The following is a 22017-nucleotide window of genomic DNA, read 5'->3' as shown; positions in this document are numbered from 1 at the left end:
CACTTTTTCCTCCTCGGGTTCGACTCGCGGCTTCACCGCGGTCGAACCGCTCGTCGCAAAAACGTGGGGCAAAACTCCCTGCTGGCTCACTGCGTTCGCCAGCAGTACGCATCCTCTCGTCACCGCAACCGCACCGCGACCGCACTACTGTAGTTCTAGTCCCCGCACCGCCACGCACTCCTCACCCTCGGTGACTTCGCCGACGATCCGCGCGTCCTCACTGTCATCGACGACCGCCGCGGCGTCCGCTTCCGGCAGCGCCGCCACGAAACCCGTCCCCATGTTGAACGTCCGGTGCATCTCCTCGTCGTCGACGGTCCCTTCCTCTTGGACGAACTCGAAGACCGGCTGGGCCTCGAACGGATCGGTGATCTCGTAGCGGTGTTCACCCATCCGTGTGAGGTTCGTCCAGCCGCCGCCGGTGACGTGGGCGGCGGCGTGAGTTTCGTGGCCCCGCAACGTCGGCAACACGTCGGTGTAGATACGGGTCGGTGTCAGCAGTTCCTCGGCGATCGTCCGGTCCGGATTCGGCGGGAACGGGTCGGTGTACTCGTGGTCGCGGGTGACCGCTTCGCGGGCCAGCGTGAGCCCGTTCGAGTGGATACCCGAGGACGGCCAGCCGACGATCGCGTCGCCGACCTCGGCTTCGCCGGGGAAGACAGCGTCTTTCGGCGCCAGGCCGGCACAGGTGCCGGCGATGTCCAGGCCCTTGATCACGTCGGGCATCACCGCCGTCTCGCCGCCGACGAGTGCGACACCCGCCCGCTCGGCGCCCTCGCGCAGGCCCGCACCGATCGCCTCGCTGGTCTCTTCGTCGGGTGCTTCGACCGCCAGATAGTCGACGAAGGCGACGGGTTCGACGCCGGTAGCGACGAGGTCGTTGACGTTCATCGCCATGCAGTCGATCCCGATCGTCGAGTAGTCGTCGATCGCCTCGGCGACGAGCAGTTTCGTCCCGACGCCGTCGGTCGCAAGCGCGAGGTACTGATCACCGATGTCCACCAGCCCTGCGTAGTCCCCCTCGAACTCGCCGGCGGCGCCGATGAGTGCCATCGTAGCTGCCTCGCTCTCGTCGATGTCGACGCCGGTCTGGGCGTACGTGAGTCCCTCTTCTTCGGGGTCGTCCTCTGCAGTCATGTCCGAGAGGGTGCGGGGCGCGGGCAAAAGCCCATCGTTCCATCAGAGCACGAACAGCGCGCCGATGCCGAGCAGGATCGAGGGGACGGCCACGGCGACGAACACGCCCGTGTTCCACTCGCGGACCTTCCGGCCGTCCAGCGGACCGAACGGGATCATGTTGAACCCGGCCAGCAGGAGGTTGATCTGGAGCCCGCGGCTGGCGAGGTCCCAGAGAAAGCCGCCGACACCGCTGGCGGCGAACGAGAGATACGGAACGAGAAAGACCACGGCCAGTCCGATGTTCGTCACCGGCCCGGCCAGCGCGATGAGGCCGTTCTCCTTGGGCGTGATCCGTCCGCGATGGACCACGGCACCGGGCGCAGCGAAGAGAAAGCCCACGAGCGCGCCGACGATCGCGAAGCCCAGCATCCGGTAGTCGGCTTTGAACGCGGCGACCTGGCCGAAGCGGATCGCGACGACCTTGTGTGCGAGTTCGTGGAGCAGGAAGGCGACGCCGACGGTCAGGAGGCTGACCACGAGGGTCAGTGTGACGACGCCGACGGAGACTCCGCCGGCGGTCCCGAGGAGCGCATCGGTCAGCCGTGGTTCCAACAGGAGCGTAAACGCGAGCCCCAGCGCCAGCCAGGCGACGAACAGGTCCCGGAGTTCTTGGCGAGTGAACGTCAGGTTCACGTCACCACCCCCCAGAGGAGGTCCGCGCTGTTGCGGGCACCGCGGAGCATCAGACGGGCGACCCCGTCGACGCCCCCGATCTCCTGTGAGAAGTACGGTAACAGGACCGTCGCGAACAGGAAACTCGCGATCATACTCCCGACGTTTGTCAGCGCGACGATCATGATGAGCCGGAAGAGCGGCACCGCACGCAACCGCTTGACGAGGTCGAGGATCGGCGACTCCTCGTCGGCCAGGATCTCGTTCAGCGTCGCGATATCGCCGACGTTGACCGAGATGTACCGCAACTCGACGTAACCGGCGAACCAGCCCGGCGCGAGCAGGGGGTTGACGCTGGTCATCCAGGCGACCCCACCGCCGACGAGCGAACTCGTCCAGTGGGCGCCGGCCAGTCGAGCGAGCCCCGCGGCGATGATACCGTTGATAAAGAACCAGGCGCCGAACAGTCGCAGGAGGAACGCGTCGTTGACACCCGCCATCACGAGCAGGAGGAAAAACACCAAGAAGCCGACTGTCATCGCGTAACCCAGGAGTTTGTACACCGAGAACCGGCTTCCCGTCTCTTTCCCGGTCAACGACTCCATGGGCGGGAGTTCCCCGGGGTGTTCCAGATACCGCTCGATCCCCTCCCTGTGTCCGGCACCGACGACGGCGACCACGTCGTAGCCGGCGTCACGGAGCGCAACGAGCCGGTGGGCGATGTAGGCGTCCCGTTCGTCGATCAGTGCCTCGGCGCCGCCCGGCGAGAACCGTCGGAACTCCTCCATCATGGCGCTGACGGCGTCGGTATCGGTCAGTTGCTCCATGTCGAACTCGTCGATCTCCTCTTCACTGTGAAGTTGCGTGACGAACGCGGCGACAGGGACGCCGATCCCTGCGGTCACGAGGACGCCGACGAGGACGGTGTTCAGGACGGAGGCCAGCGATCCGACGGCGGCGGTCGGGATCAGGACCGGCCAGCCGACGACACCCGAGACGACGGCCGCCATCACACCGAAGACGGCACCGATAGTGAGGCCGACGGTCAGTGGCGGCCCCATCTCGGCCATGAGGCTTCCGAGCAGTTTCAGTTTCTCCAATGCGGTGAGCCGGGACCAGAACCGCTGGACGGTCGTCTGGATATCGCGGTCGACGAGCGCGACGCCGAGCCCGTGTTGCTCGGCCGTGTCGATCGCGGCCTGCATGTCGGCACCGGGTTCGATATCGAACCGGTCACCCAGGCGTGCCTGGATGTACGAGAGCATCCAGTACGCGAGAAACTGGAAGACGGTGTTCCCACGGAGGAGATCGCCGGCGTCGAGGTCGTCGGGCGTCTCGCCTTGCATCTGCCGGTAGCGACCCTCGTCGAGTTCGACAGCGACGATGTCGGGCTGCTCCTCGGTGATGCGTTCCCGTACTTCCTCGACGCTGTGCTCCGAGACGTGGGCGGTACCGACGACACGGACACGGCCGGCGCCCGACGGCTCCGGGAGTCCGTCTGCCACCGACTCCGCGTGTTCGGTCATCAACCGCTCTACACAGTCGGGTCCTTTACCCTTGTCGGGACACAGCAAGCTCCGTGAGGAGGAGACCACGGATCGACGTGGGTTTCTGTTACAGTTCCAGTTCGGAGACATACCCGCCGATACCGGCGACAGTATCTCCGGAGGTCGAAGTTAGATTTAGCAGCCGAGTCCCGAGAACTACCGGACGTGGGGAGATAACTATCTGGTAAGTAGGTTACCCGTATACCATGAATATTGATATGTATGGCGCCGAAACAATCCGGAGACGAATGTACGATCTGACCGGATTCCAACGAGATCTGTTGTACGTGATCGCTGGCCTCGACGAACCGCACGGGCTCGCGATCAAAGAGGAACTGGAGCACTACTACGAAGGCGATGTCAACCACGGCCGTCTCTATCCCAACCTCGATACACTCGTCGAGAAGGGACTCATCGAGAAAGGCGAACTCGACCGCCGGACGAACTTCTACACACTGACGAAGCGTGGTCAGCGTGAACTGGACGCACGCAACGACTGGGAAGCACAGTACGTCTCGGCGTAGTGGCATCAGTGGATTCTGTTCCGCTATCGGAAGCGAGTGGCTATCTGTCGACGGCAAACAGCGGATAGCGACAGCAAGGATATATCAGGCTCCACGAAAACTCTGGGGTATGGTGCGTCTTCGCGGTCGGTGGTCGGACGCATGAGCGACGACGACTCCACAGAACAGGAGGACGGTGACTGGTTCGAGGAGGCAATCGAGGAGGCGGACGACGAGTCCAGCGACCGAGTCGTCGGTGGTGACGACGCCGACCCCTTCGAGGAGGGTACTGACGGTTCCGAGAGCGCCGGCGCCGGGACGAGCGAGAGCCCCGACGCGGAGAGCGACGGCCCGTTCGACGATAGCAGTAATGAGAGCCCCTTCGACGATAGCGGCAGTGACAGTCCGTTCGACGGGGGCGGCGGCGACGGTCCGTTCGGTGACAGTGGTGGTGACAGCCCGTTCGACGATAGCGGTGGCGAGTCGTTCGACGACAGTGGTGGAGAGGGCGAGGGCGGTCTGTTCGACGACGACTTCGCGTCCGCGTTCGATTCAGCCGGGGGCGGAAGCGGCAGTGGCGGCGAGTTCGAAGACGAAGATTTCGATTCGGACATCCCGAGGATCGATATCGGTATCGAGGGACTCGACCGGATGATCCAGGGTGGGATTCCCGAACGCCACCTCGTCGTCACGATCGGTTCTGCGGGGACCGGGAAGACGACGTTCGGGCTCCAGTTCCTCCATCACGGCCTGGAGATCGGCGAGAGTTGCATCTTCATCACGCTCGAACAGTCCTACGAGTCGATCATGGACACCGCTAACGACCGGGACTGGGAGTTCGAGCAGTACGAAGCCAACGATCAACTCGCCGTCATCGACTTAGACCCCGTCGAGATGGCAAACAGCCTCGACAACATCCGCGGGGAACTCCCGCGGCTGATCGAGGACTTCGACGCCGACCGGCTTGTGCTCGACTCCGTGTCGCTGCTGGAGATGATGTACGACGACCAGGCCAAGCGCCGTACCGAGGTGTTCGACTTCACCCGAGCGCTGAAAAACGCCGGCGTGACGACGATGCTGACCTCGGAGGCGAGCGAAGACAACGCCTACGCCTCCCGGCACGGGATCATCGAGTATCTGACCGACGCCGTCTTCATCCTCCAGTACGTCCGCTCGGAGACCAGAGAGACGCGACTGGCCGTCGAGATACAGAAGATCAGGAACGCCAACCACTCACGCGAGACCAAACCCTACGAGATCACGATGGAGGGGATCAGCGTCTACCAGCAGGCGAATATTTTCTGAACGGCGTTCAGACTGCGGCCGCCGCGGAGGGTTCGGTCTCGTCGGATCGTTTCATCACGTCGTTGTAGCCACCGGCCCACAACTCCGCGGCGACGATGTAGGCGTAAAACGAGAAGAACGGCCCGATGACCGCTCCGAGGCCGGGCACCACGTTGAGGACGCTGACGGCGATGCCGGCCGCGAAGAAGATCCCGACCGAGATGAGCCACGGGACCGCGTAGTCCGAGGACAGCGCCAGTTTCCGGAGCGCTCCGATGTCGAAGGCGGCACCGAGGCTGTCCTCACAGGCGAAGTTGACGATGGCCGCGACAGCGAAGTAGCCGAACACGAGCGAGAGGATCCCCGAGATGACGAACCCGCCCAGCAGGCTCGCCATTCCGAGCCCGGCGCCCGCATCGGTGCCGGTCAGGAACCCCATGATCGCCGTGCCGACGGTGAGGACGAACACGCCGACCGGGATGATCATGTAGACCAGTCCGATGACTGTCGCCTTCAGTCCGTCGACGAGGAGGTCTCCCCACTCGTCGAACACCGGCGGTTCGGTCGCGCCCCCAGCGCGCTCGCGGATCGCCCGGACGACGTATCCGCTGACCAGGATCGCCGGAACGATCAGGAAGCTGAACAACCCGAGCAGACCGCCGATGATGACCGTCTTTACCCACTCGTCGCTCTCCATCGGATAGCGCAGTGAGTCTTCACTGAAGCTCATGTTACGGATACATACTTTACACCTACATAACCTTTTGTGTCGTGTCACCGGCCCGCACTCGCGACCGGCAACAGTTAACTCACGCCCGGTCCAGACGCCCGATATGGTTCTGTTAGTTCCGTTCGACGGGTCGGATCTGTCCGCGGCAGCGCTCGAACGAGCGACCGAGTTCGCCGCCTACCGGGACGAGGAGGTACTAGTGTTGAGCGTGGTCCCGCAAGCCCCGGAGTTCGCGCTGGAACGGGGCTGGCTCACCGCCGACGAGACGTTCAGCACCGAGTTGGTCGCGGAGAAACTCGAAACACAGGTCCACGAGATCGCCCCCGACGCACGCTTCCGCTGTGAAGTGCCGGAGGACGTGAGCTCGATGGCGTCGCTGACCACCGACGTCGTTCGGACGATCCGAGCCGTCGCCAACGAAGTGAACGCCTCGATCCTCTTCATCGGCAGCGAGAACGCCGGCCGGGTGTCGACGCCGGTCACGAGCGTCGGTGCGCCGGTCTCGGAGGACCCCCAGTACGACGTTCACATCGTCAGGCACGCCTGATCAGCGGACGACCGTCACCGGAACCGTCGCCCGTCGGACGACGATCTCCGCGACGCTTCCGAGGAGGATGCGGGAGACGCCGGAGCGGCCGTGACTCCCCATCACGATGTGGTCGATGTCGTTGTCCCCGGCGTAGTCGACGATGGTCTTCGTGGGGCGGCCGACCTCCAGCGCGTGCTCGGTCTCGCCGCCGCCCGCAGCACGGACCGTCTCGTCGAGTTTGTCGAACAGTTCCTCGGCCGTGCGCTCCTGTTGTTCGTACCACTGCTCGGAGAAGGAGGGGACCGATGCCTGGGCGCTGTAGCCCGCCTCTGCGGGATTGATGACGTGTAACAGCACCAGAGTCGCGTCCGGGAACTCCTCGGCGGCGAACTCACAGGCGTGTGCTGCCCCGTCGGACCCGTCGACGGGAACGAGGATGCGCTTTCCCATACAGTACGTGGTCACGCCGTCGGGCTTGAACCTTTGGCCCGAGATCACTACAGTTCCGAGAGCACTCGGAGGACGAGTTGGAGGATGTGGATGAACACACCCATCACGGCGATGTAGATGCCGATGGCGTTGAGCAGGTCGCTGGCGTACTGGTCGGTCTTGAGCGCCCAGATCTCGTAGACGAGGTCGGCGAGGAACCCGAGGAAGAAGAACACGCCCGCGACGACGACGAAGGCTGGCGCGGCGAAGTACGCGACCGCCCCGACGACGAAGCCGCCGCCGAAACAGACGTAGGAGTACAGTTGCCAGCGCGAGAAGTCGTGGTCCGTCTTGAACACGATGACGGCGGCGACAGCGGTGATGAGGCCGGTGACGACCGCGGTGATTCCCAGCGCCGGCGCCCGGATCGACGCGGGTGCGACCAGGAGAATCGCCGAGCCGAGCAGCCCGTAGCCAGTCTGTGTCAGGGCCACGCCGGCGCCAGCAAGCGGCATGTTTCCGCTCTCAGTTCCCTTTCCAGCCAGCCAGTAACCGCCGCCCACCGTCACGAGGAAGACGGCGATACCGATGAAGAAGTTCGAGAACAGCACGGCCCCCAACTCCGCTATCGGGGTGTACGAGAGGGCGAGCATCAACAGGACGTTGACGACGACCAGTGCGGACGCGATGCCCGCGACTTTGTTGACGTTAGTCGTCGCTGTCGGCTGTGCACTGACCGATCCGTAACCGCCGGATTCCGCCATATTCGGTTTTCTCACTGCCGTCGTACTTGTAACTTAATGGACCGTGCCCGTAATCCAGGCTGGTAGCCGGAAGCCAGGTTCGGACGACGGTGCGGCCCGCTCGCTGCCAGCGTTCGGCATCACTTGACAGACACGGTGATCCGGGGAGCCGGGAGAGTTACGTGGCTATCACGTCAACGGGGAAGCGATGCGCTATCAGGCCGCGGCAGTCGACGACGAAACGACCGACGACACTCCGGTAGCGGGGGGTCGTCGATGACGGCCTACGAACCGGGCGGGGACGCCGTCGACCGGATCGTCGACAGCATCGCTGAGACGGCGACGGCGGTCCGGGACGGACTCGCCAGCGACCGGACCGCGAAGGTCGGAACGAACCCCAGCGGCGAGCGCCAGGAGGCCGCCGACGTCCGCGCGGACGAGTTGTTCGAGGAGGCGCTGTTGGCCCACGAGGGGGTGGGGACCTACGCCAGCGAGGAGCGCCAGGAACTCGTCGACGGCGGGTCGGGGGAGTACCACATCGCACTCGATCCGCTGGATGGCTCCTCGAACCTCCGGTCGAACAACGCGATGGGAACCGTCTTCGGCATCTACGACGCGCCGCTGCCCGCGAAAGGACGTGACCTCGTCACCGCCGGGTTCGTCCTCTACGGACCGATCACGACGATGGTCGTCGCCCGCGACGGCGTCGTCGCCGACTACCTCATCGAGGGCGAGACGCCGGAGCGACTCGCCGACGACGTCACGCTCCCCGAGGACCCCGACATCTACGGGTTCGGCGGGTTCGTCCCCGACTGGCCGGACGATTTCACGGCCTTCGCCCGGGAGATCGAACAGGAGCTGAAACTCCGCTACGGCGGTGCGATGATCGCCGACATCAACCAGTTGCTCACCTACGGCGGCATCTTCGCGTACCCCGGACTGGAGAGCAACCCGAACGGGAAACTCCGGCTCCAGTTCGAGGGGAACCCCATCGCCTTCGTCTTCGAGGCAGCCGGCGGAGCCTCCTCGGACGGCACACAGTCGATGCTCGACATCGAACCCGAGGGGTTCCACCAGCGGTGTCCGCTCCACGTCGGCAACACCGAACTCATCGAGCGACTGGAAGCGAGCCTGGAGTAGCCGGGCCGTGGGTCATTCCCGTCCGTGGCGGGTCACGCACGTCGAGAGACCGATCAGCTCGACGGGCTCGGAGTTGTCCGGCGAGTACACCACCCGCTGGCCTTTCTCCATGTAGGGGACCTTCGATTCGAGGTTCGTGGGGATGTTCACCGCGGAGATCGCGTCGTCGTCGCCCAGGTTCAACACCATCGTCGTGTTGATCTGTTTGAACACCGAGTCCGCGATGTCCTGGGGGTCCTGGGTGATGAGATACAGCCCGAGCCGTTCCTTGCGGCCCTGTTTCGCCGCTTCGGTGAACCTCCCGATGACTTTCCGGGCCTGGACGCTGTCGGCGTCTGTCAGGAAGTTGTGGGCCTCGTCCATCCCCAACACCAGAGGCGTCTCCTTGATCCGGTCGTACGTCGGGTCGTTCGAGAGCTTCTGGTCGATGAGCAGGCTGGACACCGCCAGCACGACCGTCGAGGCCGTCCGCGAGTCGGAGATGTGGTAGGTCGGGATGACCGTCAGCCCGCCCGCCCGGACGAACTGTGAGATCTGGTCGGTGATCGGCCGGGCGTCCTGGTCGAAGACGGCCCCGAACCCTCGCACGCGTCGCTTGACCGCGTCGAAGGTCGCCTCGTGGACGTCACCGGTTTCGTCGAGTTCCTCCTTGAGCGCCGGGTCGTTGAGGAACGTCAGGAACTGGTCGTAGGTCGCCTCCCGGCCGTACTCTCGCTTGAAGCGCGGCAAGAGGGTGTTCACGAGGGCGCCGTACTGGTTGTCGTTGAGGCTGGAGCCGGCGATGAGCCACGGGTTCTCGTGGACCAGCGAGAACGGAACGGTGAACTCGACCTGCTCGGCGCGGTGGTGGCTGGCGCTGTAGTCCGCGCCGGCGACCTTCGGAACGAACGCGATAGTGTCGTCGTAGCCGCCCGTCGCGACCCCCTCCCGTTCACAGCGGCGGGCGAACTCGTCGGTCATCGCGGGGTTGTCGTCGTGCATCTGTGCGTACTCGTCCTGGGGGTCGAACTGGACGACGGCCAGTTCCGGGGAGCGACCGTCGGTCATCTCGTATGTCCGTCCGAGATACTGCCGGAGGACGTTCTTCGAGGCGTGGGTCTTCCCCGACCCCGTCCCGCCGGCCACGAGCGTGTGCCGGAAGACGAGCGGGTCGCCGTCGTCGTAGCTGTCTTTCAACCGGTAGTCGATCGTCGGTGGCTCCGCGGCCGTCTGGACCTTCTCGCCGCCGACCGAGAGGTGACCCAGGAAGACGCCGTCCTCGGGGATCTTCAGCCCGGTCTTGATCTCGCTCTTGTCGGTGGCCTCCCGGACGACCGTCTCCGGTTTCGGGACCCGATCGGTCATCCGCCGTTTGAGGTCGTCGCCGTCCGAATAGAGGACTGCGACCGGGTCCAACTCGGCGATGAACTTGAAGTCCTGCTCGTCGATCCCCTGCTCGCGCATCGCTCGCCGGGCGTGGATCTCGGTGGCGTCGTCGGCCCGGAACTCCTGGGCGTACTCCAAGGCAGTGATCCGACAGAACAGCCGCTCGCCGTCGGGATAGGGGACCAGGAGGTACTTGCCGAGCCGGACCGCCGAGCGGTTCGCGGCGGTGACGTAGGCGAGCAGGAGCGATTCGTCTTCCTCCTCGCTGATCCGGAGCCCGTTGGTCGCCGAGAGCACGCCGAGCCCGCTGTCGGGGTCGGCCGGCGAGACGTCCATCGGCTCGAAGGCGCTGTCGGGTTCCGCCTCTTCGGCCGCGCGGTCGGTCTCGCCGGTCGGAGCCTCGGCCGTGTCCTCGTCGGTCGGCCCGTCGTCGGCGTCGAAATCCGTGAAATCCCCGAGGTCTGACATGGTCTCATCGAGGGTGGCGGGGAACTAACGCCTTTCCCTGCCCGGGCGGGCACGGGGACGTCCGGTGGAGGGGGACAGTCAGTCCGGAACTGGAACCCTTACCACGGAGGGCGCCACAGCACAGATATGAACCGGGTGCGGGTGGCGTCGTTCAACGTACGGTACGACGCCGCCACCGACGGCAGGGACAACTGGGCGCACCGCCGGCGGCTGGTGGCCGGGACGATCCGGTACCACGCCCCCGCCGTCGTCGGCGTCCAGGAGGCGATGACACACCAGCTTCGGGAACTGCAGTCGATGCTCCCGGAGTACGACTGGGTCGGCGACCCGCGGGACGGCGTCGCCAGTGGCGGCGAGCACACCGCTATCGGCTACCTGACCGACCGCTTCGACTGCGTCGCGACGGGGACGTTCTGGCTCTCGGAGACCCCCGACGAACCGGGCAGCGTCGGCTGGGACGGGGCCTATCCCCGCGTGGCAACATGGGCTCGTCTGGACGACGACAACCCGCTCGTCGTGGTCAACACCCACCTCGACCACAAGGGCGAGCAGGCCCGCCGGCGCGGGGTCGACCTGGTGCTGGAGCGACTGGACGGCCTCGTCGACGGCGAACCGGCCGTCCTCCAGGGGGACTTCAACTGCGTCGTCGGTGACCCCGCCTACGAGCGTGCGGCGGGCCGGTCGCTGTCCGACGGCCGCGAACTCGCGGACACGCGGTCCCTGGCCGACCACCGTCACGGACCGACGACGACACGGACCGACTTCCACGACCTACTCCCCGAGATGGGCATCGACCACGTGTTCGCCACGGACGACCTCGACGTGACGAGCCACGCCGTCTGTACGGACCGGGACGACGACCACTACCCGTCGGATCACCTCCCCGTCGTCGTCGATCTCAGTCGGTGACGCCGTCCGGAGAGAGCCTTTTATCGCTGTGGTCCCTACGTTCGGGCATGCTCCACATCCGCGGATCGGCCGGCGGTACCGGGTTGACCGGGACCCTGTACGAACCCGGTGAGTCGCCACCGTCGTTCAAGGGCGCACCGGACGGCGGCGCTCCCTACGTCTGGGTGTGTGACGCCTTCTACGAGGTCGAGAGCGGTGGCCAGACGCAATCGATCGGCGACCGCGAGGTCAACGTCGCCTTCGAATCGCCGATGCCACAGGGGTTCGAGGACCGCGATACCGCTATCGAGGCGGCCAAAGACCACGTCCGGACCCAGTTCGCCCGCCTCGGCGTCGCCGAGGCCGCGGTCGAGGTGACCGTCCTGCAAGCCGAGGAAGCGCGGTAGTCCGGCGCTGAGAGCGATCAGAAGGCTTCTTCGACGGCTCCCCAGCGCAGGTCGTCGTAGCCCCGCTCCCGGTCGGTGTCGAAGGCACGTTCGATGCGGCGCGTGAGTTCCTCGCCGCCCTGACGGTCGATCCCGGCGAGTTCGTCGGCCTTCGAGACGGCCAGCGGAGGACCGCGCTCGGCCGCGACATCGTGGAGCACCTGCCGGGCGAGCCGTTCCCGACAGTCGGGGTCCCGTGTGAACGCGTAGGGAGCTTCCACGCGGAAGACGAGGTCGTTGCGCGGGTCGTAGCAGACGAAGAACGTGACCTCGTAGGCCTCGGGGTCCAGCTCCCGCTCGATGCCCAGCGCGCTCCCGTCGGCGGCCATGATCCCGTCGGTGCCCGCCCGCGAGCGGAACCAGTTCGTACAGGTGAGCGCGTCGGTCCGCCGCTCGCCGTCGTCGTCGCGCCGTTCGAGTACCCGCCGGAAGAAGGCGGCGTCGTCGACCCACGGCGCGTTAGTCTTGCGGCGAACCGCGCGGGTCAGGGCCTTCGTCGAGGAGTTCTTGACGAACCCGATCAGTGGAACGTCCCGCTCGACGAACCGTTCGACGAGTTCGACGTAGTTACCGACGACGGTCTTCGGGCGGTCGTCCTCGGCCAGTAGGTCGGCCAGTTCCGTCTCGCGGTCGGCCCAGCGCAGGAGGCCGGTCGGGTAGATCGGCCCGTCGAGGACGAACAGGTCCTCGACAACGTCGGCGTTGGTCAGTGCGTGCTCGCTCTCGGCGAGATACAGCGCCAGCGCGTGGACGACCCGCTGCTCGTAGCGGTCGACCTGGGGGGCGTTCAGGACCCGGCGTTTCGCGTAGCCCCGGTCGTCGACCGCCCAGTCCTCGGAGAGCGAGACGGTGGCGTCGTTGGAGTGGACCGCCATGATGATCGTCCGCCCGCGGTGGAGTTCGACGTCCGACGGGACCGCGCTCATCGCCGCCTGAGCGACGTCCAGCACCAGGCCGTTCTTGAACGTCGTCGGGTTGATCGTCCCCGAGTCGAGTCCGTGCTGGGTGGGAAAGGGTGGGTCCGTCAGTGCGATATCGTCGATCGGGACCTTCCGGCGGCGTCGGTCGCCCATCGGAGTCAGGATCTCGTCGCCGTCGTGATAGAGCGGGTCCAGAAAGTCCTCCCACACCCGTTGGGCTGCGGCGTCGTGGTCGCTCGTCTCGACGGTCTGGCGCACCTGGCGTGCGAGGTGCGCGATGCCGTCGACGTGTACCGGGTCCAGGGTCATGGCGGTTGTTCGACGGCGGGGAGGTAAGGCTTTGGTGGGACATTTTAAGGACGGCCGGCCGACAGCGGGAGTATGAACTTGGGCAGACGGCGCCGTGTCGGAGGGAGACACTGACCCGTGTTGTTCGACGTTCTCTTCGTCGCTGTGGCCGTCGTGGGGCTGTGGGTCGGTGCCGAGCAGTTCGTCGCCGGTGCGAGTCGGGCGGCCCGCCGGCTCGGCGTCCCGGGACTCGTCGTCGGGCTGACCGTCGTGGCCTTCGGGACCTCCGCGCCGGAGTTCGCGGTCACTCTCGACGCCGCGCTCTCGGGGCGGCCGGACGTCTCGGTCGCGAACGTCGTCGGCTCGAACGTCCTCAATCTGGGCTTCATTCTGGGCGGGGTCGCGCTGGTCCGCTCGCTGCCCATCGGTCGTGACCTCGTCCGGCGGGACAGCACACTGCTTGTCGGGACCACGCTCCTGTTGCTCGTGGTCCTCCGCGACCTCCGAGTGAGCCGCGGGGACGGGCTCGTGCTGTTGGGTGTCCTGGTTGCCTATCTCGTCGTCCTGGTGCGTGCGGGCTCGTCGGGGACGGGCTCGTGCTGTTGGGTGTCCTGGTTGCCTATCTCGTCGTCCTGGTGCGTGCGGGCTCGTCGGGGACGGGCTCGTGCTGTTGGGTGTCCTGGTTGCCTATCTCGTCGTCCTGGTGCGTGCGGGCTCGTCGGGGACCGGCGAGGACCGTCCGACGGGTCGGCCGTTCGGCTGGCTCGACCTCGGCCGGTTGGTCGGCGGGCTGGGACTGGTCGTCGGCGGGGCGCACCTCCTGGTCACGTCGGCGGTCGACATCGCGCTGGCTGTCGGCATCTCCGAGTGGGTCATCGGCGTGACCGTCGTCGCGGCCGGCACCTCGATCCCGGAGTTCGCGACTTCCGTCGCCGCCGTCCGCCAGGGACGGGTCGGCATCTCCGCCGGAAACGTCGTCGGAAGCTGCGTGTTCAACACGCTCGGCGTGCTGGGGCTGGCCGCCGCAGTCCAGCCGCTCCCCGTCGCTGGGGCCGCTATCGGGACGGCGCTGTGGCTGCTGGGGTTGACTGTTCTCGTGACGGTGCTGTTCTACACGAACGAACTGCTCTCGCGCGTCGAGGGCGCCGTCCTGGTCGCACTCAACGCGGTGAACTGGGTCCTGGATTTCGTCGTCTACGGGTAGTTCACTCCTCCCCGGACTGGTCGCGCAGGAGTTTGTCGATGGCGTCGGCGATCTCCTCGTAGGAGTTCATCGAGAGTCCGTCTGTCGTGATGAGCACACCCTGGCGCTGTGTCGCCACCCGGAGGAGGTAGCCGTTCTCGAAGGCCCGAACGGTAAAGCGATAATCGCCGAGTTCGGACTCCTGATAGGCGTTCTCGGTCTGTTTGTACCCCTGCCACTCGTGGCCGACGAAGTCGTTGAGGTCGGCGTCGCGTTCGAGGTCGTCCCGCAGATAGAGCTGTTCGTAGTCGGCGCGAGTGAAATAGGTGACAGAGCGCAGTGAGTCGCCGGTCGCCGTCCGGGCGGTGGTGACGATGCTGTCGGCGAGCTCGTCCGAGAGGATATCTGGGCTCATAGCCGGACGGAGACGTTCCACCCTATTAATATCGAGGTTCCCGGCACCCTCGACGACCGCGGGACGGTACGTGACCGAAGCCCTCTTTTGGGTCTCCCGTGAGGGTTCACCCATGCACGTCGGCCTCGTCATCCTCGACGGCTGGGGGCTCAATCCGGACGAAGACACGCGGGACGCCGTCGCCGCGGCCGAGACACCGAACTTCGACCGCTACTGGGACGACGGTGCCCACTCGACGCTCGCGACCCACGGCCGCCGGGTCGGTCTCCCGGAGGGCCAGATGGGCAACTCCGAGGTCGGCCACCTCAACATCGGCGCCGGCCGGGTCGTCAAACAGGACTCGGCGCGGATCACCGACAGCATCGCCCGCTCGCGCGGCGAGAGCGCGCCCGACGACGCCGCAGAAGACCCCCCGTTCTTCGAGAACGAGACGGTCCTGTCGGCCTTCGAGTACGCCGACGATCACGACGGCCGCGTCCACTTCATGGGGCTGGTCTCCGACGGCGGCGTCCACTCGTATCAGGACCACCTCCACGCGCTGATCGAACTGGCCGGCCAGCGCGGGACCGAAGCGGTCAGCCACGCCTTCACCGACGGCCGAGACACCTCCCCGACCGGGGGCGAACAGTACCTCACGGACCTCCAAGCCCACGCCGAGGCCCACGGGACGGGCCACGTCGCGACCGTCTGTGGCCGCTACTACGCGATGGACCGGGACCAGAACTGGGACCGGACCCGCCGGGCCTACGACGCCATCGTCGACCGGGCTGGCGACCACCACGCCGACGATCCCGTCACGGCCGCCACGAGGTCCTACGAACGGGACGACACCGACGAGTTCATCGAGCCGACGACGGTCGGGGACCACGCCGGACTGGCCGACGGCGACGCGGTCCTCTTCTTCAATTTCCGGGCCGACCGCGCCCGACAGCTCACCCGGATGCTCGGGGACATCCGCCCGGAGGACTGGGGCGCGGACACCACCCCGCCGGAGACCCGGCTGGTGACGATGACCGAGTACGACGCGACCTTCGACGTACCCGTCGCCTTCCCACCGAACCAACCCGAAGACGTACTCGGCGAGGTGCTCGCGGCGAACGGGCTCACGCAGGTCCGTCTGGCCGAGTCCGAGAAGTACCCCCACGTCACCTACTTCCTCAACGGCGGCCGCGAGGTGGAGTTCGACGGCGAGATGCGCCGCATCGTCGAGAGCCCCGACGTCCCGACCTACGACCGCCAGCCCGAGATGAGTGCGCCCGAACTCGCCGACACCGCTATCGAGTTCATCGAGACCGAGGACCCCGACGCGCTCGTCCTCAACTTCGCGAACCCCGACATGGTCGGCCACACCGGCGACTTCGACGCGGCCGTCGCCGCAGTCGAGGCCGTCGACGAGCAACTGGGCCGCCTGGTCGCGGCGATCAACGCCGCCGGCGGACACGTCCTCATCTGTGCCGACCACGGCAACGCCGACGACATGGGAACAGCCGAGGACCCACACACCGCCCACACGACCAACCCGGTGCCGTTCGTCTATCTCTCGCCGGACGGCACCGCCGACGGGAGGACCGCCCGCGACGGCGGAACCCTCGCGGATCTGGCACCGACGATGCTCGCGCTGCTGGGTATCGAACAGCCGGCGGCGATGACCGGACAGTCGCTCGTCGAGTGAGCGATCGAGCGGTTCCGCGGGCTACAGCGACCGCCGGGAGACGTACCGCGGGGGGACCCGGTCGGTCGTGTAGGTCGCGGACCCGCGTTTGACGATATCGTGGCCCTCGGCCCGCATCGCCGCCGCGTCGACGACCAGCACCACGGGGTCCTCGGCGTGGCGCGCACCGACGGCCTGGGCCTCCTCGACGCTCTCCGAGAGGTGGACTTTCTGGCGTGACATCGGCCGCAGCCCTTCGCTCATGATCGCGTCGACGTGTCGCGGCGCAGTGCCGTGGTACAGCGTCTCCGGAACCGGCGTGGGTGCCGACGCCAGATCGACCGGAACCGAGTGGCCGTACGCGGCTCTGATGCGCTGTTCCCCGCCCGCCTCGTCCAGTTCGAACCGGCCTTTCGGGTCCGTCGCGACGACGCCCTCGACGTGGTCGCGGCTCGCCCAGTCGTAGTTGTCCTCGACCGCACCGACGAGTGCGGCCAGCGGCGTCCACCCGGCCTCGTCGAGTTCGATCCCGGCGTCGTCGGGAAAATGCCGCAGGGCACCGCTGACGAACTTCGAGAGCTGTCGTCGACGGCTACCGTCCAGGACTTCACGGCCGACCCGGTCACAGACCGGGCACCCCTCCCCCTGGTAGTAACTGTGGGTCTCACAGGCGAAGATCGGGTCCGGCATGTCCGGGAGTTCGAGCAGGGTGCGGAAAACTCGATCGGTCAGTTCTGGAGGTCGGCGTTGGCCTGTGCGACCTCGTAGCGGATCGCCAGCACGTCGAAGTGGTCCATCAGTTCTTCCCGAGTCCTGCGGATCGACTCGGGATCACCGGGCGGGAACTCCTCGGCGAGTTCTAGCGCCCGGTCGAGGTCGTCCCGGGCGCTCGATAACAGGTCGTAGGCCGTCTCCTCGTTGCCGGCGTCCCACTCCCAGTCGCCGGCGGTCCGCCGTTCCCGGGCCGACGCCAACAGCGCCTCGATCAGATCGGCGATGACAGCCTCGATCTCCTCGCGAGCCGTCTCCTCGCCGCCCTCGAAGGGGCCGTCGCCGCCCGCGACCAACTGCGCGACCACGCGGTAACTATCGAGAGCGTCTTCGAGGGCGGTCACTCGATCGGTCGGTTCGTCGACCGCCTGTGCACGTTCGTGGGCCTCTCGGGCGGTCGTCAGCGGGCGCTCGGCGACTGTCGTCGCGAGTTCGGTAGCGGCGGCCAGCCCCTCCTGGGCCGCCTCGTCGTCGATATCGTGTGTCGTCGCCACGTCGGTTGCGTCCTGGAACCGCTCTCGGGCCGTCCGGACCCGGTCGTAACTCTCCTCGTACTGTCGGTCGTCGAGCATCCGGCGGGCCTCGGCGAGGAGTTCCTCGCCGCGGACGACGTTGCGGTCCCGGACGAGCCGATAGAGGTCCGTTTCGAGCCGGTCGATCCGGTCCTCGACGCCCTCGAACGGCGCGGCGTCGGCCCCGTCACGGGCCGTCTGTAGTGCGGTTTCGGCGTCGGCTCGGTACTGGTCGAACGCGGTCCAGTCGGCCGATTCGAGCGCGTCGGCGAGCGCGTCGCAGTGGTCCGACAGCGTATCGAGCGCGGTCCGGACCTCGCCCCAGACGCCACACGCCTCCCGAAGGAATTCCGCGACCTCGTCGATGTCGGCCTCGCGTGCAGTGAACTCCCAGATCGCCCCGGCGCTGGTCTCGAACTGGAGCCGTGCGGTCAGGAGTTCGGTGACGGCCTCGGCCTCCTCGACGTCGGCGTACGGGAGTGAGGCGACGTAGTCGCCGTCGGAGCGGGCGGGCGGATCGCCGACGAGCAGGAGGACGCGCCGGTCGGTCAGGGCGGCGACGGCGCCACAGTCCTCGCCGGCGGTAACCTGCGTCGTGTCACCGTCCTCGGTCCGCTCGACGCCGACCCGTCGGTTGGTCAAAAGGTGAAACAGCTCTTCGTCGCTCCCGAGGTACGCGTCCAGCCGGCGCTGGTCGAGAAGATCGTCCACGTCGCTGTCATCGCCCAGGAGTGACGGCCCCATACCTAGCTCTCAGTATCCACTGCTATCTGGCTGCTCTATGTGGAATTTACCGGATGGTTCTGATAAACATACTGGTCCCGCGTGATACTGCCGGCACCGTCAGCCTCGGTTATCCCGTCCGAAAGGAGAGGTCGAGCGTCGGTGCCGAGTGAGTCAACGCACCCATCGAAATCACGTCGACACCAGTCCCGGCGTAGTCGGGAACGTCCGCAACGGTGATCCCACCGCTGGCTTCGGTCGACACAGGGTCGTCGACGAGGTCCACGGCACGCTCTGTCTCGGTCGGCGACATGTTGTCCAGCAGGACGATGTCCGCGCCGGCCGCGGCCGCTTCGGGTGCCGCTGCCGGCGTCTCGACCTCGACTTCGAGCTTCGTCGTGAAGGACGCACGCTCACGGAAGTGATCGACGGCATCCTCTAGTCCCATCTCGGCGACGTGGTTGTCCTTGACCATCACCGTATGCGAGAGATCCAGCCGGTGGGTGTCCCCGCCGCCGGCGACGACCGCCCGTTTCTCGATCCCGCGCAGCCCGGGCGTCGTCTTGCGGGTGCAGGCGATCCGTACGTCGCCGTCGACCGCGCGGGCGGCCTCGACGGCCCGTCGGGTCGTCGTCGCCACACCGGAGGCGTGGCCAACGAGGTTGACCGCGACCCGCTCGCCGCGCAGCGTCTCGCGAGCGGGGCCGTCGGTCCGCAGGACGACATCGTCGGGATCGATCCGCTCACCAACGTCGACCGCCGTTTCGACGGCCACACCGAGATAGTCGAACACCGCCGTCGCAGCCTCCAGGCCGGCGGCGACGCCGGACTCCTTCGCGACGAGTCGTCCCTCGGTCTCACCCGGAACGTGGTTCGTGACGTCGTGGTGGCCCACGTCCTCCCGGAGCCAGCGCTCGACATCGGCGTCGGTGAGCATCAGTCGGCGGTCGGCTCCGGCGGCTCGTCGGCCGCCGTGAGGTTGTGGGTCCCGACGCTGGTGTCGTTCTCGGCCGCGTGGCGGGCGACCAACAGCGCCGTGACGCTGGCGTTGCGGAGTTCGTACAGCGACCGGGCGGTCCGAGTCCGGACGTAGGCGTCGACCTCGCCCTTGAGGCGGCGCAAGACGGCCATCGACCGCCCCAGTTCGGCGGGGTCGCGTTCGACGCCGACGTACTCGTCCATCACCCGGCGTAGCCGGTGGAACTTCTCGCGAGCGAAGCTATCCGGGAGGTCCGGGTCCCGTTCGAGCAGGTCCGGGGCCTCGATAGGCTGGATCGCGTTCCCGGCGGCGTCTTCGCCGGCGCGCAACCCCCAGACCAGCCCCTCCAGCAGCGACGTGGAGGCCAGTCGGTTCGCGCCGTGGACACCCGTGCGGGAACACTCCCCGACGGCGTAGAGCCGATCGAGCGTCGTCCGGCCGCGGTCGTCGACGGCGATCCCGCCACAGAGGAAGTGTTCGGCCGGCGCGACCGGGATGCCGTCGGTCCAGTCGATCCCGTACTCCTCGCAGCGGTCGGCCAGGCCCGGAAATTCCTCTGCGAAGGCGAGCGGAGAGACGTCCAGTCGGACGTCGCCGGTGGCCTCCCGCTGGGCTTTCACCGCACGGGCGACCACGTCACGGGGAGCCAGTTCGGCGTCCTCGTGGTAGTCGGGCATGAACCGGTCGCCGTCGCCGTTTCGCAGCAGGCCGCCCTCGCCGCGGACGGCCTCGCTGACCAGGAAGGCGACCGCGTCGTTGCCCGACTCGTCGCTGTCGTCCGACTCGCCGACCACGCAGGCGGTCGGGTGGAACTGGACGTACTCCATGTCCGCGACCTCGGCCCCGGCCAGGGCTGCCATCGCGATGCCGTCACCGGTGGCGTCGTCGGGGTTGGTCGTCCGCGGGTAGAGTTCGCCGATGCCACCGGTCGCCAGGACGACGCTGCCGGCGTACCAGGGCTCGACGGCCCCGTCGGACTCTAGCATCGCGCCGTGGACCCGACCTTCGTGGCGGATCAGGTCCAGCGCGGCGGTGTCGTCCCTGATCTCGACGGCGTCGTGGTCGTCGAGGTAGTTCAGGAAGGGGACGTGGATGTGCTTGCCAGTGGCGGCGTCGACGTGGAGGATGCGGTCCTCGCTGTGGGCGGCCTCGCGGGCGTAGTCCAGGTTCGAGCGACTCGCGGGCGCCGTCGACGCCCGCTCGTCCGTGTCCGTCGAACACGGCTCGACGCGGTCGAACTCGACGGCCAGCGTCTCCAGTAACACGTCCTCGACGGCCTCGTTCGCGTTCTCGACGAGCACGTCGACGGCTTCGGGGTCTGCCGTCCCGTCGCTCGCGGTGACGATGTCTCGTTTGAACGCCTCGGGCGTGTCCCGGGAGACGGCGATACCGCCCTGTGCCCACCACGAGGAGGCCCCCTCCGGACGGGTCGCCTTCGTCGCGACAGTCACGTCGCTGCCCTCACGAGCGGCCGCGAGTGCTGCCGCCAGCCCGGCGATGCCCGAGCCGACGACCAGCACGTCGGTAGTATTGTGGTCGGTCATGGTCAGATCTCCAGCATCCGGTCGAGTGCGACCTGTGCCAGTTCCTTCTCCTCGGGGTGGACCTCGATGACGTTGCGTTCACGGCCCGCAACCAGTTCCTCCAACACCCAAGCGAGGTAGTTCGGGTCGATCTGGCGCATGGCGTTGCAGTCCATGCAGGCGTCCCCACACAGCGGGAGGACCTCGACCTCGGGGTACCACCGCTGGAGGTGGTGGGTGAGGTGGATCTCGGTCCCGATCGCCCAGGTGTCGCCGGGATCGGCCGCCTCGACAGCCTGGCAGATATCAGCCGTCGAGCCGGCCACGTCGGCGGCCTCGACGACCTCGCGGCGACACTCGGGGTGGACGATGACGTTGGCGTCGGGATGGTCGGCGCGGATAGCCTCGATGTGGGACTCGCGGAACCGCTCGTGGACCTGGCAGTACCCCTCCCAGAGGATGACGTCGTGCTCGACGGCGGCCTCGGCGTCCGTGCTCTCGGGGTCCCAGGGGTCCCACTCGACGATCTCGTCGGCCATGTCCAGGCGGTAAGCCGTGTTCTCGCCGAGGTGTTTGTCCGGCAGGAACAGCACCTTGTCGCCGTGCTCGAAGGCGTACTCGAAGGCCTTGTGGGCGTTCGAGGAGGTACAGACCAGCCCGCCCTGTTCGGCACAGAACGCCTTCAGATCGGCGTAGCTGTTCATGTACGTGATGGGGACGATCTCCTCGTCGTCGTCGAGCGCCGCGGTCAGTTCCGCCCACGCGGCGTCGACCTGGAGCGCCTCGGCCATCCCGGCCATCGGGCAGGAGGCCTCCATCGACGGAAGGATCACCTGTTGGTCGTCGTCGGTGATGATGTCGGCGGATTCGGCCATGAACGTCACACCGCCGAAGACGACGTAGTCGGCGTCGGCCGCCGCGGCCTCCTTCGAGAGTTGGTAGGAGTCCCCGATGAAGTCGGCGTGTTCGACGATCTCCCGGCGCTGGTAGTTGTGGCCCAGGACGACCACGTCGTCACCGAGTTCGTCGAGAGCGGCTTCGATCCGCTCCGTCCGCTCGTCTTCGCCCAGTTCCCGGTACTCCGGGGGAAGCTGTTCGAGGTTGTCGTATTTGAAGAGACTGAGATCCGTTTCGAACGTAGCTGTTTCCATCTGTGGCATGGGTACGGTATCCTGTGGCTACTAGATGG

General features: G+C 66.8%; 22 protein-coding genes and 1 pseudogene. 9 read left to right on the top strand and 14 right to left on the bottom strand.

Going from position 1 to position 22017, the window contains the following annotated elements; all coding sequences use genetic code 11:
- Positions 1-144 precede the first annotated feature (144 nt).
- Genes purM through P0204_RS14300 form a run of 3 tightly spaced genes read right to left on the bottom strand, consistent with a single transcriptional unit; the run spans position 145 to position 3317 of the window.
- Positions 145-1137 (bottom strand): phosphoribosylformylglycinamidine cyclo-ligase, encoded by a 993-nt coding sequence (gene purM / locus P0204_RS14310; protein WP_276180403.1) that lies wholly within the window; start codon positions 1135-1137, stop codon positions 145-147.
- A 42-nt stretch (positions 1138-1179) separates the two neighbouring features.
- On the bottom strand, positions 1180-1812 hold the full coding sequence (locus P0204_RS14305; protein ID WP_276180401.1) for a site-2 protease family protein: 633 nt from the start codon (positions 1810-1812) through the stop codon (positions 1180-1182).
- The gene (locus P0204_RS14300) at positions 1809-3317 is read right to left on the bottom strand and encodes a TraB/GumN family protein (RefSeq protein ID WP_276180399.1); all 1509 of its coding nucleotides are present in this window, start codon (positions 3315-3317) and stop codon (positions 1809-1811) included. The genes P0204_RS14305 and P0204_RS14300 overlap by 4 nt, the downstream gene beginning before the upstream one ends.
- A gap of 269 nt (positions 3318-3586) precedes the next feature.
- On the opposite strand from P0204_RS14300, the gene P0204_RS14295 reads away from it, so the two are divergent.
- Positions 3587-3862: a PadR family transcriptional regulator gene (locus P0204_RS14295; protein WP_276180396.1), complete on the top strand. Its 276-nt coding sequence runs from the start codon at positions 3587-3589 to the stop codon at positions 3860-3862.
- Between the two features lie 141 nt (positions 3863-4003).
- Positions 4004-5146: a KaiC domain-containing protein gene (locus P0204_RS14290; protein ID WP_276180394.1), complete on the top strand. Its 1143-nt coding sequence runs from the start codon at positions 4004-4006 to the stop codon at positions 5144-5146.
- Positions 5147-5153: 7 nt separating this feature from the next.
- Here P0204_RS14290 and P0204_RS14285 read toward each other — a convergent pair whose 3' ends face one another.
- A complete protein-coding gene (locus P0204_RS14285) occupies positions 5154-5855 on the bottom strand; it encodes a DUF4013 domain-containing protein (protein WP_276180392.1) in 702 nt (233 codons plus the stop codon).
- A gap of 103 nt (positions 5856-5958) precedes the next feature.
- Here P0204_RS14285 and P0204_RS14280 point away from each other — a divergent pair, with 103 nt between their 5' ends.
- Positions 5959-6402 (top strand): universal stress protein, encoded by a 444-nt coding sequence (locus tag P0204_RS14280; RefSeq protein WP_276180390.1) that lies wholly within the window; start codon positions 5959-5961, stop codon positions 6400-6402.
- Here the strand turns inward: P0204_RS14280 and P0204_RS14275 are convergent, their stop codons facing one another.
- Together P0204_RS14275 and P0204_RS14270 are read right to left on the bottom strand one after the other, a co-directional pair.
- Positions 6403-6834, bottom strand: a complete 432-nt coding sequence (locus tag P0204_RS14275; protein ID WP_276180388.1) for a universal stress protein — start codon at positions 6832-6834, stop codon at positions 6403-6405.
- A gap of 47 nt (positions 6835-6881) precedes the next feature.
- Positions 6882-7577, bottom strand: a complete 696-nt coding sequence (locus P0204_RS14270) for a Bax inhibitor-1 family protein (protein WP_276180386.1) — start codon at positions 7575-7577, stop codon at positions 6882-6884.
- A gap of 255 nt (positions 7578-7832) precedes the next feature.
- Here P0204_RS14270 and P0204_RS14265 point away from each other — a divergent pair, with 255 nt between their 5' ends.
- Entirely contained in the window at positions 7833-8696 is an 864-nt protein-coding gene (locus tag P0204_RS14265; RefSeq protein ID WP_276180384.1) for a class 1 fructose-bisphosphatase, read from the top strand.
- A 12-nt stretch (positions 8697-8708) separates the two neighbouring features.
- On the opposite strand, the gene P0204_RS14260 is transcribed toward P0204_RS14265, so the two are convergent.
- On the bottom strand, positions 8709-10529 hold the full coding sequence (locus P0204_RS14260) for an ATP-binding protein (RefSeq protein WP_276180382.1): 1821 nt from the start codon (positions 10527-10529) through the stop codon (positions 8709-8711).
- Between the two features lie 126 nt (positions 10530-10655).
- Between P0204_RS14260 and P0204_RS14255 the strand changes: the two genes are divergently transcribed.
- Positions 10656-11438: an endonuclease/exonuclease/phosphatase family protein gene (locus tag P0204_RS14255; protein WP_276180380.1), complete on the top strand. Its 783-nt coding sequence runs from the start codon at positions 10656-10658 to the stop codon at positions 11436-11438.
- A gap of 47 nt (positions 11439-11485) precedes the next feature.
- Positions 11486-11824, top strand: a complete 339-nt coding sequence (locus P0204_RS14250) for a DUF7113 family protein (RefSeq protein WP_276180378.1) — start codon at positions 11486-11488, stop codon at positions 11822-11824.
- Between the two features lie 17 nt (positions 11825-11841).
- Here P0204_RS14250 and P0204_RS14245 read toward each other — a convergent pair whose 3' ends face one another.
- Positions 11842-13092: a DNA double-strand break repair nuclease NurA gene (locus P0204_RS14245; RefSeq protein WP_276180376.1), complete on the bottom strand. Its 1251-nt coding sequence runs from the start codon at positions 13090-13092 to the stop codon at positions 11842-11844.
- 117 nt (positions 13093-13209) lie between these two features.
- Here P0204_RS14245 and P0204_RS14240 point away from each other — a divergent pair.
- Together P0204_RS14240 and P0204_RS14235 are read left to right on the top strand one after the other, a co-directional pair.
- A pseudogene (locus P0204_RS14240) lies at positions 13210-13578 on the top strand (sodium:calcium antiporter); the annotation flags it as partial.
- Between the two features lie 157 nt (positions 13579-13735).
- Positions 13736-14275 carry a sodium:calcium antiporter gene (locus P0204_RS14235; RefSeq protein WP_276180374.1) on the top strand — a complete coding sequence of 180 codons (540 nt, stop codon included), beginning with the start codon at positions 13736-13738 and terminating at the stop codon, positions 14273-14275.
- 1 nt (position 14276) lies between these two features.
- Here P0204_RS14235 and P0204_RS14230 read toward each other — a convergent pair whose 3' ends face one another.
- A complete protein-coding gene (locus P0204_RS14230; RefSeq protein WP_276180372.1) occupies positions 14277-14669 on the bottom strand; it encodes a DUF7522 family protein in 393 nt (130 codons plus the stop codon).
- A 112-nt stretch (positions 14670-14781) separates the two neighbouring features.
- Here P0204_RS14230 and gpmI point away from each other — a divergent pair, with 112 nt between their 5' ends.
- Positions 14782-16341, top strand: coding sequence for a 2,3-bisphosphoglycerate-independent phosphoglycerate mutase (gene gpmI, locus P0204_RS14225; protein WP_276180370.1), 1560 nt, complete (start codon positions 14782-14784; stop codon positions 16339-16341).
- Positions 16342-16362: 21 nt separating this feature from the next.
- On the opposite strand, the gene P0204_RS14220 is transcribed toward gpmI, so the two are convergent.
- The 5 genes from P0204_RS14220 to nadA all read right to left on the bottom strand — a co-directional run bounded on the left by P0204_RS14220 (position 16363) and on the right by nadA (position 21988).
- On the bottom strand, positions 16363-17010 hold the full coding sequence (locus P0204_RS14220) for an RNA 2'-phosphotransferase (protein WP_276180368.1): 648 nt from the start codon (positions 17008-17010) through the stop codon (positions 16363-16365).
- A gap of 38 nt (positions 17011-17048) precedes the next feature.
- Positions 17049-18347: a hypothetical protein gene (locus P0204_RS14215; protein WP_276180366.1), complete on the bottom strand. Its 1299-nt coding sequence runs from the start codon at positions 18345-18347 to the stop codon at positions 17049-17051.
- A gap of 109 nt (positions 18348-18456) precedes the next feature.
- Entirely contained in the window at positions 18457-19263 is an 807-nt protein-coding gene (gene nadC / locus P0204_RS14210; protein WP_276180364.1) for a carboxylating nicotinate-nucleotide diphosphorylase, read from the bottom strand.
- Positions 19263-20849: an L-aspartate oxidase gene (locus tag P0204_RS14205; RefSeq protein WP_276180362.1), complete on the bottom strand. Its 1587-nt coding sequence runs from the start codon at positions 20847-20849 to the stop codon at positions 19263-19265. The genes nadC and P0204_RS14205 overlap by 1 nt, the downstream gene beginning before the upstream one ends.
- Positions 20850-20851: 2 nt before the next feature.
- Complete coding sequence (gene nadA / locus P0204_RS14200) at positions 20852-21988, bottom strand: quinolinate synthase NadA (protein ID WP_379801846.1); 1137 nt, start codon at positions 21986-21988, stop codon at positions 20852-20854.
- Positions 21989-22017: the final 29 nt, after the last annotated feature.

The organism is Haloarcula halophila (assembly GCF_029278565.1).
Taxonomy (GTDB): domain Archaea; phylum Halobacteriota; class Halobacteria; order Halobacteriales; family Haloarculaceae; genus Haloarcula; species Haloarcula halophila.
This window is presented reverse-complemented; position numbering and strand designations above follow the sequence as displayed.

Coding starts and splice junctions, on each gene's coding strand:
- P0204_RS14250 (WP_276180378.1), top strand. CDS start 11,486: ATGCTCCACATCCGCGGATCGGCCGGCGGTACCGGGTTGACCGGGACC.
- nadA (WP_379801846.1), bottom strand. CDS start 21,988: ATGCCACAGATGGAAACAGCTACGTTCGAAACGGATCTCAGTCTCTTC.
- P0204_RS14255 (WP_276180380.1), top strand. CDS start 10,656: ATGAACCGGGTGCGGGTGGCGTCGTTCAACGTACGGTACGACGCCGCC.
- P0204_RS14245 (WP_276180376.1), bottom strand. CDS start 13,092: ATGACCCTGGACCCGGTACACGTCGACGGCATCGCGCACCTCGCACGC.
- purM (WP_276180403.1), bottom strand. CDS start 1,137: ATGACTGCAGAGGACGACCCCGAAGAAGAGGGACTCACGTACGCCCAG.
- P0204_RS14275 (WP_276180388.1), bottom strand. CDS start 6,834: ATGGGAAAGCGCATCCTCGTTCCCGTCGACGGGTCCGACGGGGCAGCA.
- P0204_RS14300 (WP_276180399.1), bottom strand. CDS start 3,317: ATGACCGAACACGCGGAGTCGGTGGCAGACGGACTCCCGGAGCCGTCG.
- P0204_RS14215 (WP_276180366.1), bottom strand. CDS start 18,347: ATGGGGCCGTCACTCCTGGGCGATGACAGCGACGTGGACGATCTTCTC.
- P0204_RS14295 (WP_276180396.1), top strand. CDS start 3,587: ATGTACGATCTGACCGGATTCCAACGAGATCTGTTGTACGTGATCGCT.
- P0204_RS14265 (WP_276180384.1), top strand. CDS start 7,833: ATGACGGCCTACGAACCGGGCGGGGACGCCGTCGACCGGATCGTCGAC.
- gpmI (WP_276180370.1), top strand. CDS start 14,782: ATGCACGTCGGCCTCGTCATCCTCGACGGCTGGGGGCTCAATCCGGAC.
- P0204_RS14230 (WP_276180372.1), bottom strand. CDS start 14,669: ATGAGCCCAGATATCCTCTCGGACGAGCTCGCCGACAGCATCGTCACC.
- P0204_RS14280 (WP_276180390.1), top strand. CDS start 5,959: ATGGTTCTGTTAGTTCCGTTCGACGGGTCGGATCTGTCCGCGGCAGCG.
- P0204_RS14285 (WP_276180392.1), bottom strand. CDS start 5,855: ATGAGCTTCAGTGAAGACTCACTGCGCTATCCGATGGAGAGCGACGAG.
- P0204_RS14290 (WP_276180394.1), top strand. CDS start 4,004: ATGAGCGACGACGACTCCACAGAACAGGAGGACGGTGACTGGTTCGAG.
- P0204_RS14205 (WP_276180362.1), bottom strand. CDS start 20,849: ATGACCGACCACAATACTACCGACGTGCTGGTCGTCGGCTCGGGCATC.
- nadC (WP_276180364.1), bottom strand. CDS start 19,263: ATGCTCACCGACGCCGATGTCGAGCGCTGGCTCCGGGAGGACGTGGGC.
- P0204_RS14220 (WP_276180368.1), bottom strand. CDS start 17,010: ATGCCGGACCCGATCTTCGCCTGTGAGACCCACAGTTACTACCAGGGG.
- P0204_RS14260 (WP_276180382.1), bottom strand. CDS start 10,529: ATGTCAGACCTCGGGGATTTCACGGATTTCGACGCCGACGACGGGCCG.
- P0204_RS14270 (WP_276180386.1), bottom strand. CDS start 7,577: ATGGCGGAATCCGGCGGTTACGGATCGGTCAGTGCACAGCCGACAGCG.